Raw genomic sequence first — 14,334 nt, forward strand, 5'->3', positions numbered from 1 at the left:
CTATGGCCAATCCTCTCTATGACGGTTTGTTCGGCGCTCACGCCGGTAAGGACACACCTTTTTTGCATCTGCTCGACGGTTCGGAAATAACGCATCAGGACTTTCTGAACACCGCAGCGCAGATCGCCCACCTGACCACACAGTTAGGCCTAAAACCCGGCGACCGGGTTGCGGCGCAGATCGAGAAATCAGCAGAAGCGCTGGCCCTCTATGCCGCCTGCGCGCAGGCCGGCCTGGTGTTTTTACCCTTGAATACCGCCTATACCGTCGATGAGCTGACCTACTTTATTGAAAACAGCGGTGCCTCGCTGATTGTCTGTGACGCCAAAAGTGAAGAGAAACTTGCCCCCATTGGCGCGCAACTGAGCGCGCGCGTAGAGACCCTGAACGCGGATGGCAGCGGTAGCCTGATGGAAAAGGCATCGGCTATGCCTATCAGTTTCGACACAGTCGATCGGGACGGCGAGGATTTGGCGGCATTCCTCTACACATCGGGCACCACGGGCCGGTCCAAAGGCGCGATGTTGACCCAGAACAACCTGTTGTCGAATGCCGAAACGCTCGTCGAAGAATGGCGTTTCACATCCGACGATGTGCTGCTGCACGCGCTGCCGATCTTTCACACTCACGGACTGTTTGTGGCAACCAATGTGTCCCTGGCTGCGGGCAGCAGAATCATCTTCATGCCCAAGTTCGATCTGGACGAGATTGTCCGTTGGATTCCTCAGGCCACGACGATGATGGGCGTGCCCACTTTCTACACACGCCTGTTGGATGACAGTCGGTTCACAAAGGAACTGACCGAACACATGCGCCTGTTTGTTTCCGGTTCCGCGCCCTTGCTGGCCGAAACACATGTGCAGTTCGAACAGCGCACCGGACACCGCATACTCGAACGCTACGGCATGACCGAAACCAACATGAATACGTCAAACCCCTATGAAGGGGAGCGTCGCGCAGGCACCGTCGGGGTCCCTCTGCCCGGGGTTGAACTGAAAATCTGCGACTCTGATGGCAACGCCCTGCCCAATGGCGAGATCGGAGAGATCGAGGTGCGCGGACCAAACGTATTCAAAGGCTATTGGCAAATGCCTGAAAAAACCGCGGCCGAGTTGCGCGAGAACGGCTTTTTCATCACCGGCGACCTGGGCCGGATCGATGAAAAGGGCTATGTCCAGATCGTAGGCCGAAACAAGGACCTGATCATCTCAGGCGGTTACAATATCTACCCCAAGGAGATTGAACTGGTGCTGGATGACCAACCCGGCGTGCTGGAAAGCGCCGTCGTCGGCGTACCCCACCCGGACTTCGGTGAAACGGTTCTTGGTGTGATTGTCGCGGAACCGGGCGAGACCCCCAACCTTGAACAGATGCAGGCTGCTGTGTGCAACAGCCTCGCGCGGTTCAAACACCCCCGGAAGTTGATTCTGATGGATGAACTTCCCCGCAACACTATGGGAAAGGTTCAAAAGAACATCCTGCGTGACCAGTACAAGGATATGTTCGTGGCCGCATGAGAGGATGCCGTTTTTCCGATCAAACAATGCAACGTCAGGGTAACTGCGGCTTGCCCCAATTTCGCAAAAGCGGTGCGCGAAAAACATGTTAGATGTCACTTAGTCAAACCTGTCGAAGCGTCTTGGCCAGTTCGCAGATATACATTTTTTTCATAACCTGCATGACGAATCAGCTGGCAATCCGTCATGGTATGGTTCGAAAACCTGAGCCAATACTTGGATGGTGTCATGTATCGCGCATGGTGGGTCAAAGTTTCTTGCAGTAAACCGGCGTTGCGACAAAGCTGCGGTTTCGCCGAGCCCAACAATACTGGCGGCCCCAAAGGCCGTTTCCCAAAGTTGAACGTATTGTATCTCCTTCAGGTCGGGTAAAGCGCAGCCCGATTGATGTTGCTATTTGAGGCAAGCCATAGGGGTTTATTCCGCTGCCATTGGGGGCAGAAACCGGAACTCTCTGATGCTGTCGGTTTTCATCTCGATCGAGAACCCGGGCTGCGCCGGCGCCAAATAGGCTCCGTTCTTAACCACGCATGGGTGGATAAAGTGCTCATGCAGGTGATCGACATACTCGATCCGCTTGCTGTCCTTCTCACCCGAGATCGCGATGTAGTCTATCATCGACATATGCTGGACGTATTCGCACAGGCCCACGCCTCCGGCATGGGGCCAAACCGGCAGATCGTATTTTGCCGCCATCAGCATGACCGCGAGCACCTCGTTCAGCCCACCCATCCGGCAGCTGTCGATCTGAACGATGTCGATCGCGCCTTCCTTGATGAACTGCTTGAACATGATCCGGTTCTGGCACATCTCGCCCGTCGCCACCTTGACCGGCGCGACGCCTTCACGGATCGCCTTGTGGCCAAAAACGTCGTCAGGGCTGGTGGGTTCTTCGATGAAGAAGGGTCGCGCAAAGGACAGCGCCTTGACCCAGCGGATCGCCTGATCGACCTCCCACACCTGATTAGCGTCGATCATGATGTTCATGTCTTCGCCCAGTACTTCACGTGCGATGGTCAGGCGGCGAATGTCGTCATCCAGATCGCGGCCAACTTTGAACTTGGTATGAGTAAAGCCCGCCTCCTTAGCCTCATGGCACAGGCGGCGCAGCTTGTCGTCGGGATAGCCCAGCCAGCCCGCCGAGGTTGTGTAGCAAGGATAGCCCTCGGCCTTCAGTTTAGCGATACGCTCCGCTTTGCCCGGTTCAGCGGCGCGGAGCATCGCTAACGCCTCATCCGGGGTGATCGCATCGGTCACATAGCGGAAGTCGATCAGGCGCACGATCTCTTCGGAGGTCATTTCGCTGACCAATTGCCAGACGGGTTTGCCGGCCTCTTTGGCCCACAGATCCCACGCGGCGTTCACGACCGCGCCGGTCGCTAGGTGGATCGCCCCCTTGTCGGGACCAATCCAACGCAGTTGGCTGTCGCCGGTGATATGACGCCAGAACCGGCCCATATCGTCGGTGATCCAGTCCAGCTCCAGCCCTTTGACCAACGCACCGAGGGCTTGGATCGCGGCCACACAGATCTCATTGCCGCGGCCAATGGTGAAGGTCAGTCCGTGACCCTCATGCGCGCCGTCAGTTTCCAGCACCACATAAGCCGCCGAGTAGTCGGGGTCGGGGTTCATCGCATCCGACCCGTCCAGACTGTCCGAGGTCGGGAACCTCAGATCCTCGGTTCGAATGCCGTTTATCCGGGTCACTTGCTGGCCTCAACGGTTTGGCGCTGAACGCCCAACCCTTCGATTCCCAGCTCCATCCGGTCGCCGGGCTTGAGGTAGGTCTGCGGGTCCTGCCCCATACCCACGCCCGGAGGTGTCCCGGTTGAGATCACATCGCCCGGCTGCAGTGACATGAATTGCGACAAGTGCGAGATCACGGTTGCTACGTCAAAATGCATCGTTTTTGTCGAGCCGTCCTGATACCGGTGCCCATTCACCTCAAGATACATCGGCAGGTTCTGCGGGTCCGACACCTCATCACGCGTCACCAGCCATGGGCCGATGGGGCCAAACGTGTCGGCGGACTTGCCCTTGACCCACTGGCCCGAGCGGTGCAGCTGGAAGTCGCGTTCCGACAGATCGTTGACCACGCAATAGCCCGCGACATGGTCCAGCGCGTCCTCGACGGATACGTATTTTGTATGCTTGCCGATCACCACACCCAGTTCGACCTCCCAATCGGTTTTGACTGAGTTGCGGGGGATTTCCACAGTGTCATCAGGCCCCATGATCGCCGAGGTCGCCTTGAAGAAGATCACCGGTTCTTCGGGCAGGGCCATGCCAGATTCAGCAGCGTGGTCGGCATAGTTCAGGCCGATGCAAATGAACTTGCCCACATGCCCGACACAGGCTCCAATGCGCGGGGTACCTTCGACCTCGGGCAGAGCATCCACATCCAACGCGCGCAAGGCATCAAGCCCGGCATCCGACAACGCGTCGCCCGCTATATCGTCAATGACACCCGACAAATCGCGGATCACGCCATTTTCATCCATAAGGCCGGGTTTTTCTTGTCCGACCGGACCGTAACGCAGCAGTTTCATCTCAAATCTCCCTGATCAAACGGTCCAGCCGCCATCGATGGCGAAGGTCTGTCCGGTGGTGAATGCGGTCTCATCGCTGCCCAGATAGACGGCCAAGGCGGCAACCTCGTCTGCGTGACCGATACGGCCCATGGGCTGGCGCGCGATGAAGTCTTTCATCGCTTGCTCATAGTCGCCGGTGGCGCGCAGGCGGTCGTGTAGGCTGGGGCTATCTACGGTGCCAGGGCAGATCGCGTTGCAGCGGATGCCCTGCGTGATGAAGTCGGCAGCGATGGATTTCGTCAGGCCAATCACAGCCGCTTTGGACGCACAATACGAGAAACGGTTCGGCACGCCTTTGATCGACGAGGCGACCGAGGACATGTTGATGATCGAGCCACCGCCATTCTCCAACATGCCGGGCAGCACCAGCTTGGCCAGCCGGTACATCGCCTTGACGTTCAGATCAAAACTGAAATCCCACTGGTCATCGTCGCATTCAAGGATCGAACCAGCGCCAACGAACCCTGCACAGTTGAACAAAACGTCCAGCGCTCCGGCGGTTTTGACGACCTCAGCCACGGCATCCGCATCGGTGACGTCCAGCTTCAGAGCCGTCACACCCTCGATCGCAGCCAGTTCCGCAAGCGTTGCATCATTGATATCGCAGGCAATCACCTGCGCGCCTTCGGCCACATATTTCTCGACGCTGGCGCGGCCAATGCCCTGCCCTGCGGCGGTTATCAGTGCTTTTTTTCCGGCCAGACGGCCCTGTTGTTTGGTCATGTCGTCCTCAATCCGTGTGGAATACTTCATTTGTGGGCGCCCATTTCTCGCCTTCGGCGCGGCTGGGCAGAGGGTTCTAGCAAGGGTCGGTGAAACTCCACCAATCCTGCGTTTTGGGGTCTTTTGCCATGCGGGCCAAATCCCCATCGAAATCGGTGCCGCAATACTCCCAGTAGCCAAACAGTAGGTTCTCGGGTTCACGGAAAAAGATTGTGTAGTTTCGGATATTGCTTTTGACGATGTGAGCCAGCACATCCGGCCGGACGGCAGCGTGTAGACGCTTGTATTCGTACGGCTTTACGGTCTTCACCCCGTTCAACATGCCCATACGTTGCATCATGCACGCTCTCTGATCTCAATCGGCGTGGACTGGGCAGCGATCGCGTCCCAGTCCCACGCGATACCAAGCCCGGGCACATCCGACGGAATGGCAAGCCCATCCTCAATGCGTATCGTGTCCGTCGTAACGCTGTCGAGCTGTGGGATGTATTCCAGCCATTTTGCGTTTGGCACCGCACAGACCAGTGGTAGATGCAGTTCCATAAGGAAATGCGGGCAGACCATGACGTTATACGCCTCGGCCAGATGCGCCACTTTCAGCCATGGGGTAATGCCTCCGATCCGCGCCACATCAACCTGCACAATACTGGCCGCACCCGCGTGTAAATAGTCCTTGAACTGGCTCAGCGAGTACATGCTTTCGCCGACGGCTATCGGCACCGAGGTCCGTCGCGACAGTTCGGCATGGCCTGCGACGTCATCCGCGGGCAAAGGCTCCTCGAACCAGCCGATATTATAGTCTTCCAAAACCTGAGCTCGGCGGATCGCTTCGGACAGGGTAAAGCCCTGATTGCCATCGGTTAGGATTTCATATCCCGGCCCAACCGCTTCACGCACCGCAGCCAAACGGGCGGCATCCTCGCTTAGTTGGTCGCGCCCGATCTTGATTTTCGAGCCACGGAACCCCTGCCCCTGCATCGACAGCGCGTCATCGACCAAGGCCTGTGTGTCCAGATGCAGCCAACCGCCCTCGGTCGAATAGAGCGGGACGCGATCCCGCGATCCTCCCGCGGCTTTCCACAGCGGCAGCCCTTGTTTGCGGCAGCGCAAATCCCAAAGAGCGGTATCAATCGCGGCCAAAGCAAGCGAAGTGATCGCCCCCACCGCCGTCGCATGTGTCAGGAACAACAGATCGCGCCAGATGCCTTCGATCCGGTCCGCATCGCGCCCGATCAGAGCAGGTGCCAGCGTTTTTTCAAGCAGCGCCATAACCGACGGGCCGCCGGTGCCGATGGTATAGCAATAGCCCACACCCTTTGCCCCGTCGCTGTCGGTCACGGTCACAATGGGCGTTTCCTGACTGACAAAGGACTGAATGGCATCGACCCGTTTCACCTTTGGGATCAGGTCGATCATGCGCAGTTCGATATGTGTGATGGTGGCCATGGTTGCTTACCCTCTCAGCGCCTCGCCGGTGGCCGCGTCGCAGACGTGGCATTTGTCGAGAACCAGATGGAATGGCAGCGTCTCACCCTGCTCCACCTGGTGCGGATTGAACGTCTTGGCCTGAACCTCGACCCCCGCCAGCCCGGCAAACATAAAGGTTTCGATGCCCAACGGTTCTTCCAGTGCAACCGGGAGCTCCAGATCGACCAAAGCGCCCTTTTCCTCGACCGCGTGGCCGACTTGCGTGAGATTGTCGGCGCGGCAGCCGAATTGAACCACATGTCCCGCGCTTACATGATCGCGTGCCGAGGCCGGGACCGTGAGCGCATCCTTCAGAACGATGTGGTCGTCCAGCGTCATCGCCTCAACCAGATCGTGGGTCACGTAGACGATGGTATTGGCGACGCGCTGGCGCTGACCACCGGTCAGTTCCGCTGGTTTGTCGCCCATCAATTCGTCCGGCTCAAGGATCGCCGCGACCTCGGTCACGACCTTGGTAATTTCGGCCTCGGGGCGCTTGGCGATCTGCGGCGTGAAGCCCAGATTCTCGCGCACAGTCATATATGGGTACAGCGCGTCGTTCTGGAACATCATCGCGATGTTACTTTCACGCGGAGGCAGGTCGTTGACCACCCGACTGCTGATACAAATCTCACTATCGGAGATATCTTCGAGCCCCGTGATCATACGCAAAGCCGTGTATTTTCTGCAGCTCCGACGAACGATCCACAGTTCGATTCGGCATGTGTTGCCCCTGCACGCAAAACAGCGCAGCTTTCAAGCAAGTTACTAATTTTACATAACGAATTCATCACTTGCTTCTCCCTGAGTTCTTTTTTTGGCGGCTCTTGCGCGCCATCTTTGTTCGTATACAAAACATCTATTCACATATAAATCAATGTTGACATCCACCGTTCATTCAAGGCACTTTGCCCACGCATTCGCCCGCAAGCGCGAATTGGGAGGAATACGTGTCGGCAACTTCAGAGAAATATCGTGCCCCTGCCCTAGAGAAGGGTTTGGACATCATCGAGTTACTATCGCTGCATGCCGACGGGCTGGCGCAAGGTGACATTGCACGCGCTCTGGACCGGTCCCAAAGCGAAATCTACCGCATGCTGTCCACACTGGTGCGACGCGGTTATGTGATCCGGTCCTCTGACGATGATCTCTATTCGCTCAGCCTGAAAACGTTTGCGATTTCGCAAAGGTATCCTCCGGTCGAGCGGTTGCTTGAGATGGCGACACCCAAAATGCGGGCCGTAACGCGAAAGGCCTGGCAATCCTGCCATATGGGTATGGAGAGCAATGGAGACATAGTTGTTGTCGCTTCGATCGCCTCACCCGGGAACTGGGGTTTGGCATTGCGCGTCGGAACCGTGATTGGCCTTGGGAATACCGGCACAGGCCGTGTTCTTGCAGCGTTTCGCAGTGACGCCGACCTCGACGACCTGCTGGAGAATCACAGGCTGGCGCAAGGTGAGCCGGAATTGGACGTCGTTGAATTCAAGGAGCATGTTGCCCGCATACGCGAGTGGGGTTATGAGCAAATGCCATCAGCCACAGCGATTGGGGTAACGAACCTCGCCTACCCCGTGCTGGACCACGAAGGGCAGGCAATCAGCGTTGTGAACTGTCCTTTTTTGGAAAGGATCGATCAGCTTGAAGTTCCGGGAATTGAAGACGTGCACCAACTCTACAAGTCTCTGGCGGAAGAATTGACCGATTTCTATGCGGGCAAGTTGCAAGCCTAACGCACCAACCTACCAGTCGCTTGTCACCAAGGGATAAGGTCAAGAAGGCTAGTACATATCCGTCCTGGTCCATGTGAGAAGAGGCTGTTTTCGCCAAAAATCGCATCTTTAGACAAGAGATGCGTCCTCTTTGGTTTTGTTGGCCAAAAGACCACCAATTGTGATGAGACCAGCGCCTATCCAGCCCCACAAATCGGGCAAGGTATTCCAAATCAAATATCCGAAGAAGACCGCCCAAAGCATTCCGGAATACTCAATCGAGGCCAGCGTACTAATCGGTGAGAACGAACATGCTGACGTTCTGAAATACACACACAAAGCGCCACAAACACCCAACAAGCCAACGAGCCAGATGTCGGAAGAACTTGGAACGTAGCTCCCATAGGGAACCAAAATAGCGGCCGCGGCAAAGACCATGAGATATTCATATCCGGCGATTGCTTCCGGTGTATCCCGTCGCGAAAGAGCACGCGCCGTGATTAAGCCGAGTGCGCTACACAACGCTGCCGCCAACGGGAAAAAGGCCGCCGCGTTAAGACCTAAACCCGGCGGGCGTATCAAAAGTAAAGCGCCCATAGCGCCTGAAACGAGTGCAAGTAGTTGTGGAAGCCCGGGATGTTCTCGAAACACAAGTGAAGACAAGACCATCGAAAAGATAGGCGCGACCATGAAGATCATGGTCACTTCGGCAAGCGGCAAATTTTGAAGGCCGGAAATGAAAAAGTACATTGTGCCTAGGGTCAGCAATCCCCTGGCCATCAGTAGTGGCCATCTTGGTGAGGCCAAAGATCTCCAGTTTCGAGGCGCAATGAAAACAACGAAAAACAAAAGGCCAAAGGCGCTTTCGAACAAGATGATCTGAAGCCCTGAATACGTCTCGGATAGCACCTTGGCGACTGCGTCCATCGCAGACATAAAAAAAACACCTAGCGCAAAGTAGGCTGGACCATTGGCGTAGAGTTGCGATGGTTTGAGGCGGGCGATCATGACGTGAGCTGATCAAAAATCGACGTGCGTTCCAGCCGAAAGCGCGCAGTGAACGGACCAGGTGTTTCGCGTAGAAATGTGTCCATAGAATGAAGCATTTCGATCGCATCAATTTTCTTCTGATTGACCGTGTTGCTCTCAAGCCATCGTTCAAGCCGAAGCAATTCATCGGGTTGCACATTGTCCTGTAGGCCGAGGTGCAGCATGTGTTTGTACGAGCGGTTGGAGAAATACTCTTGATCCATAAGCTTCAGGAGCTTATCGGCCGTTTCCTGGGAAATGACTTTGTTTTCCGAAGCAACCTCAAGTGTTGCTCTGATGTTTACAAGCGGCTCTGACAGCGACGGGTATTTCAGTTCGGCAGGCCCGTGATTCAAGGCAACCTCGTCGTCACGCGTCAATAGACCTTCGCGGTATTTCTCAAAGATGCGGCCGACCCCTTTCATACCAAAGCTATGCAGTTCCGCTGCCCTTAAGGCACCCATGCTGGAGCTGCCGAATACATGTACACCCTGATCAAGCGCCCAGAGTATTTCCTTGTGCAACACAGACGGTGTGAATTGAAAATAGCCGTCAATTATTCCTATGGCGCGTGGCTTTCGCGCTACCGCATTCAATACATCCCCCTGAGCCGCCGGCGGTAGATACTCAGCGGTCAAAATCTGTTTGGCTTCACTTTCGTGAATGGTGGGGCCGCAGAAAACAAAAACGGTCATTGCATTAACTCTGATGCGATTTGCGCACGTAAGCCCGGCGTATAGCGCGGGTCGTCATGCGGCCCCTCCAACCCGGGGACGAGCACCCGAACAACTGCGATGTGATCGGAGACATAGTCGGCCGTAATGTCGATGAAGCAGGCACCGTCAAGCCCAGCTGCAGTCAACCGCGATTTGAGCCAAACAAGATCTCCCTCGGGAGATTTGCTTTCATACGACTGCCTGGAGTCAAAACTCAGGCATCCAGGTCGGGCAATCGTTTCTTGGAACTTCATCTCCGAGTAATAGTCCGAGTGTAGATCATCGCGCGCGCCCGTGATCAATGTCAGCCGTTCCTGCGCAGCTTCTGTCAGGGCGCGCGAGAGCGCGATCTGCCGAGACGGGTGACACCCTGCCCCAACAGATGGGCGAGAGAGAAGTACCGGCACGTTTCCATTTTCGCATGCCCATACCAAGTAGGCGGGCACGCCGATTTCCGTCGTCACGTCCCAAATCGCCAAGCTAATGTCGGCGTCTTTGAACTTGCGTAGGGTCTGGCACAAACCGTGGTCTTCGATCGTCCGTTGATCAATCCGACGCGCATCTCGTTCCGGCCACGGCAAACTCGACCATAGCGCAACAGCATCCCGTTCGATCACCTCACACAAGCCATGCAACTTTGCCTCGGAAAGTGAGTTACCCGAGGCCAGACCGTTCGAACTCGATAGGAAGAACCCGCTCCCGGGTGGCAGAGGGCGCGTGTAGTTTGTATGAACCAATTCGTAGGGAACCCACACATTTCCGGAACCCGTCAATAGTTGCATTTCGATCCAGAGGTTCGGTGCGAAAGGATCAAACTCCACCTCATAGCTAAGCGGCAACTGATCAACTGGCAAAACGTTGTGTGTGTATCTGATATCTTCAAGGCTCGCGAGTATGACCGGAGCCACAATGCGTTCCGCGTGGAAAATCTCGATGGACTCCATCACGGCAGAAGCGACCGCAGCGTCATATGTCACGCCCTTCCCTTGAGAAACGGCCATTGATCGCGAGTTTGGCCTGCATACGACGGTTGTCGGTAGCCCAACACGATCAAGCCCCGTGACATCCGCTATGCGCGTAATGCCAAAAACCGGAAACAGGTCCCGCAATAGCTCAACCGTCTGCTTGGGCGAGCGAATGCGATGTGTCCCATCAAAATATTGTTTCAAACCAAGTTCTCACGCGACTGGGAACAACCTATCAGTGCGCGCAATGACGATTCATACTGCGCGACACGAATGTTGGCTCAAAGGCATGAGCCAACACTCACATACGTTGCTTTGACTGGCTCTAAGCAGTTGGTTGAATCTTCGCCCCGACTTGGGCCGGATCAATCTTTGCTCCCAGTTGAGACGGGTCAATTTTGGCTCCATGCTGACCGGGGTCAATCTTGGCACCGACCTGCGAAGGGTCACCCTGGCATACTTCTCCGGCAGCGATCGCAGATTGGCGATGTGCAGAATTGGTACCGGGTTGAGTGAAAACTCCGGATTGGTCGATAATGATCAGACGGCCATCAGGCGCACGAACAGTTCTTTTGTTTTCAAACATTTAATTTCTCCCTTTGTTGGAATCTTCGTTCTAATTTGTTTTGCACTTCAAGAACCAGAGCGCACCTTTCACTAGCATAGAATTTGCATGATCACCAAGGCGCATGACGGGCGCCATCGCAGATGAGTTGGAATGAGAAACTAAGTTCAGGCCAATAGGAAAAGCATCGGTTTGATAGACTTTGGAAGCCTTTGTAGCTGCAAGCATGCTCAACCCCAATGCAAAACCCGTTTTTCTGGCGTTCCTTCGTTACGTGACGAATTTCGGCACCGTCGGTCGAAACGGGGTCGTCAAATATGGCCGGGCGCGACCTAGGTTTCGGGTATTGGTCGCTGTCTGCGCAACTTTCGGTTGAGTCTCTATCACCTCACCAGACAAAAACTCGAATGGTCCGCGCAGTCGATGTTCTTTCTATTGGAAGCTCTGTTTGCGGCAGAAGCGCAGACCACGATTCGAAACAAATTGCATGTCGTCCAAGCCGATGAACCAAACGTTATATGAAAGGCGCAATAGGCAATACTAGTAGGCACTTAACAGTCTCTCCTGCCTGAAACGCTCTCTTTTTGACTGGCCCTAAGGGAGATCAACGCCGACTGGTCAAAGAGACAGTGCGCCGTCTTAGAAAGTTGAGCAGTTCCCGTGGATCGCCGGCCCGTTTTTCAATCTCGTCTCTCTCAATAGGGTCACCGACGATCGGTCGCTGGGGTTTATCCAAGGCATGCCGCACCTCGTACAAAAGCAACCCTTGACGCAGTGTGGCAGAGACATTGCTGGCAATTTGATATGCGCGACTGTTTCGTCCGGGAAAGCGAATGGGGACAACTGTGGCGCCAGAGCGCTGGATAAGTTTGGCTGTAAAGGGATTCCATTCGCGTTCGACTGCAGGCCCCCACCAACTGTCCGACGAGGCAACAACCCCGGAAGGGAACAATGCGATTAACCCTCCATTCGCAAGATGCTCCATAGCTTTTCGGCGCATTTCCAGGCTCTTTTCAAGAGCGTCGGGTTCATGATCAAAGGGGACCGGGATCATGAACTGGTCAATCTCAACGACACCCGTCAGCAGAGACCGCGTTAGAATTTTATAGTCGGTTCGGATCTGACCGATCAGTTCCGCCAGGATCATGCCGTCGACAAGTCCGTGCGGGTGATTGGCGACAACCACTACGGGCCCTTTGCTCGGGATTTGACGAATTTCTTCATAGGGCGTTTGCAGCGCGATGCCCATCACCTTGAGGGCCTGCCCCCAGAAGGGTTGCCCAGAGGGTACGCCCATTGCCTCGAATTTTCGGATGCGACGCAACAAATGGAATTTGCTTGTCGCAAGCTCGATCGCTTTAATCGCCCTTCGCTGAACCGGGTTGCTGAATGTGGACGCATAAGACAAACGGCGTCGATCATAGGGCTGCTCGCTCAGGTTTGTTCCGTCGCTCTGGCCAAGCAGCAGCCGCGTCTCTTTTTCCGGGCGGCCAGTACCGGGTCTTTTGAGGGTCTGAGACCCCTTACCCCTCATCGAAGGATAAAGACGGAACACGGCGCGCGGCGTGAAATACGCGACGCCGTCGAGCCCAGAAGATAGTCCCGAACGCCGGGTTTGTGAGATCCGACTATAACCAAATCAACATGGTTTTCACGGGCATATTCCGCCACTTTCAGGCCCGGTTTGCCGGTGATGACTTCGGTCGAGATGTCGTCCGCGCCGCTCGCAAGGCGATCCAGTTCGTCCTTGATACGCGCTGTCAGGTGGTTCTCGGGTTTCGACTCCACGAATTCGGCGACGAAACCGGGTATGTCTTCCAGCACTGTCAGCAAGGTCATCCGGCCGTCTTCGGCAAGCAGACGCCGCCCGGCGGCGATTTTGTTGGCGACAACGCCTTCGTGGTCCAGAGCGACCGGGATGAGAATGTGCTTGTACATAGTCAGTTCCTTTGTCGATTTAGGGGGCGTTTGTGGCGGCCGTGCCGCGGGAAACGATCATCTTGGCGGCCTCAGACATTTGCGCGTGCGAGTTCGCGAGCCAGATCAAGATATTGACTGGGAACCGCTATGCCATGCGCCTGCGCGCGGCTGATCGAGTTTGCCCGCCGATCCCCCGGAAGCCGTGCGCCCTCGAGGCTTTCGATGGCCGTCAGCACCAATTCGAGACGATCAGTGAAGGCGACCAGATTGCTTGGGCTCATGGCAATAAGGAACTGTCCAGACCCCGGAGAAGGCCCCTCTGCGTTAAAAAACGAAGCCACGCCCAAGCTGGGGTTCGCACCGGTGAAAACCGACGCGAGAACCTCGACCATCAAGGCGAGGACGGTTCCTTTTGCCCCTCCGGCGGGGGCCATAGAACCAGCCAATGCGGCGGCTGGGTCGGTTGTGGGCTTGCCGTCTTTGTCAAAGGCCCAGTCCGGAGGGATGGGCTGGCCTGTCTTTTTAGCATGCATGACCTTGCCGCGCGCAACATGCGAAAGCGCCAAGTCAATTACCAGTGGCCGCGCGTCGCGTCGCGGGGCTGCAAAGGCGATGGGGTTGGTGCCAAAAACCGGGCTCGCGGCGCCCCAAGGGGCAATTGCTGGAGGGGCATTGGCAAACATCAAGCCTACAAGGCCCTCTGCGGCGAGCTTTTCGACCTGCACCGACAACGCCCCCGCGTGATGTGAGTTTTTGATCAACATCGTTGCAGTGCCGTATGAGCGCGCCACGCTGATGCCTTGCGAAATGGCGTGATCCAGCGCCGGGTACGCAAACCCGAAATCGGCGTCAGTGGAGATCGCGGTTTGACTGGTCAAGCGAGAAGCAATGCTTGCGTCCCGGTTTATCTTTCCGCTTCGCACCTGCGCGACATAGTCCCCAAGGCGCGAAAAACCGTGACCTGCTTGGCCTTCTGCTTCTGCCGCCACCAGCGCATTGGCGACGGACTCAGAGTGTTCCTTAGAAACCCCCTGAGCCATTAATGCACCCGAAACCAGGGCTTTTGCCTCGGAAAGGCTGATGTTTTCCATATGTGCCATGGTTTTATCTTTGGGTGGGGCGGTACCTT

General features: G+C 56.0%; 15 protein-coding genes. 2 read left to right on the forward strand and 13 right to left on the reverse strand.

What is annotated here, in order from left to right; translation table 11 throughout:
- The first annotated feature begins 2 nt into the window (after positions 1-2).
- A complete protein-coding gene (locus ACP15L_RS21500; RefSeq protein ID WP_425085717.1) occupies positions 3-1,517 on the forward strand; it encodes a malonate--CoA ligase in 1,515 nt (504 codons plus the stop codon).
- 417 nt (positions 1,518-1,934) lie between these two features.
- On the opposite strand, the gene ACP15L_RS21505 is transcribed toward ACP15L_RS21500, so the two are convergent.
- The 6 genes from ACP15L_RS21505 to ACP15L_RS21530 are packed head-to-tail and all read right to left on the reverse strand — an operon-like array spanning position 1,935 to position 6,970.
- On the reverse strand, positions 1,935-3,224 hold the full coding sequence (locus ACP15L_RS21505) for an L-fuconate dehydratase (RefSeq protein WP_425085718.1): 1,290 nt from the start codon (positions 3,222-3,224) through the stop codon (positions 1,935-1,937).
- Positions 3,221-4,066, reverse strand: coding sequence for a fumarylacetoacetate hydrolase family protein (locus tag ACP15L_RS21510; protein WP_170720298.1), 846 nt, complete (start codon positions 4,064-4,066; stop codon positions 3,221-3,223). The genes ACP15L_RS21505 and ACP15L_RS21510 overlap by 4 nt, the downstream gene beginning before the upstream one ends.
- Before the next feature lie 15 nt (positions 4,067-4,081).
- A complete protein-coding gene (locus ACP15L_RS21515; protein WP_425085719.1) occupies positions 4,082-4,861 on the reverse strand; it encodes an SDR family oxidoreductase in 780 nt (259 codons plus the stop codon).
- A gap of 46 nt (positions 4,862-4,907) precedes the next feature.
- Positions 4,908-5,171 carry an L-rhamnose mutarotase gene (locus ACP15L_RS21520; protein WP_425085720.1) on the reverse strand — a complete coding sequence of 88 codons (264 nt, stop codon included), beginning with the start codon at positions 5,169-5,171 and terminating at the stop codon, positions 4,908-4,910.
- Entirely contained in the window at positions 5,168-6,277 is a 1,110-nt protein-coding gene (locus ACP15L_RS21525) for a mandelate racemase/muconate lactonizing enzyme family protein (RefSeq protein WP_425085721.1), read from the reverse strand. Before ACP15L_RS21525 ends, ACP15L_RS21520 begins: the two co-directional genes overlap by 4 nt.
- Before the next feature lie 6 nt (positions 6,278-6,283).
- A complete protein-coding gene (locus ACP15L_RS21530) occupies positions 6,284-6,970 on the reverse strand; it encodes an ATP-binding cassette domain-containing protein (protein WP_425085722.1) in 687 nt (228 codons plus the stop codon).
- A 278-nt stretch (positions 6,971-7,248) separates the two neighbouring features.
- Between ACP15L_RS21530 and ACP15L_RS21535 the strand changes: the two genes are divergently transcribed.
- Positions 7,249-8,031, forward strand: coding sequence for an IclR family transcriptional regulator (locus ACP15L_RS21535; RefSeq protein WP_425085723.1), 783 nt, complete (start codon positions 7,249-7,251; stop codon positions 8,029-8,031).
- A 108-nt stretch (positions 8,032-8,139) separates the two neighbouring features.
- Here the strand turns inward: ACP15L_RS21535 and ACP15L_RS21540 are convergent, their stop codons facing one another.
- From ACP15L_RS21540 to ACP15L_RS21570, 7 genes are all read right to left on the reverse strand, one after another.
- Positions 8,140-9,018, reverse strand: coding sequence for a DMT family transporter (locus ACP15L_RS21540; RefSeq protein WP_425085724.1), 879 nt, complete (start codon positions 9,016-9,018; stop codon positions 8,140-8,142).
- Positions 9,015-9,734, reverse strand: coding sequence for a TfuA-like protein (locus ACP15L_RS21545; RefSeq protein WP_425085725.1), 720 nt, complete (start codon positions 9,732-9,734; stop codon positions 9,015-9,017). The genes ACP15L_RS21540 and ACP15L_RS21545 overlap by 4 nt, the downstream gene beginning before the upstream one ends.
- Positions 9,731-10,924, reverse strand: coding sequence for a YcaO-like family protein (locus tag ACP15L_RS21550; RefSeq protein WP_425085726.1), 1,194 nt, complete (start codon positions 10,922-10,924; stop codon positions 9,731-9,733). Before ACP15L_RS21550 ends, ACP15L_RS21545 begins: the two co-directional genes overlap by 4 nt.
- 121 nt (positions 10,925-11,045) lie before the next feature.
- Positions 11,046-11,306, reverse strand: a complete 261-nt coding sequence (locus ACP15L_RS21555; protein WP_425085727.1) for a hypothetical protein — start codon at positions 11,304-11,306, stop codon at positions 11,046-11,048.
- Between the two features lie 583 nt (positions 11,307-11,889).
- On the reverse strand, positions 11,890-12,840 hold the full coding sequence (locus ACP15L_RS21560; protein WP_425085728.1) for a lysophospholipid acyltransferase family protein: 951 nt from the start codon (positions 12,838-12,840) through the stop codon (positions 11,890-11,892).
- On the reverse strand, positions 12,816-13,223 hold the full coding sequence (locus tag ACP15L_RS21565; protein WP_425085729.1) for a universal stress protein: 408 nt from the start codon (positions 13,221-13,223) through the stop codon (positions 12,816-12,818). Before ACP15L_RS21565 ends, ACP15L_RS21560 begins: the two co-directional genes overlap by 25 nt.
- Positions 13,224-13,294: 71 nt before the next feature.
- A complete protein-coding gene (locus ACP15L_RS21570; RefSeq protein ID WP_425085730.1) occupies positions 13,295-14,305 on the reverse strand; it encodes an Ldh family oxidoreductase in 1,011 nt (336 codons plus the stop codon).
- Positions 14,306-14,334: the final 29 nt, after the last annotated feature.

Source organism: Ruegeria profundi (genome assembly GCF_049800715.1).
Classification (GTDB): Bacteria; Pseudomonadota; Alphaproteobacteria; order Rhodobacterales; family Rhodobacteraceae; genus Ruegeria; species Ruegeria profundi_A.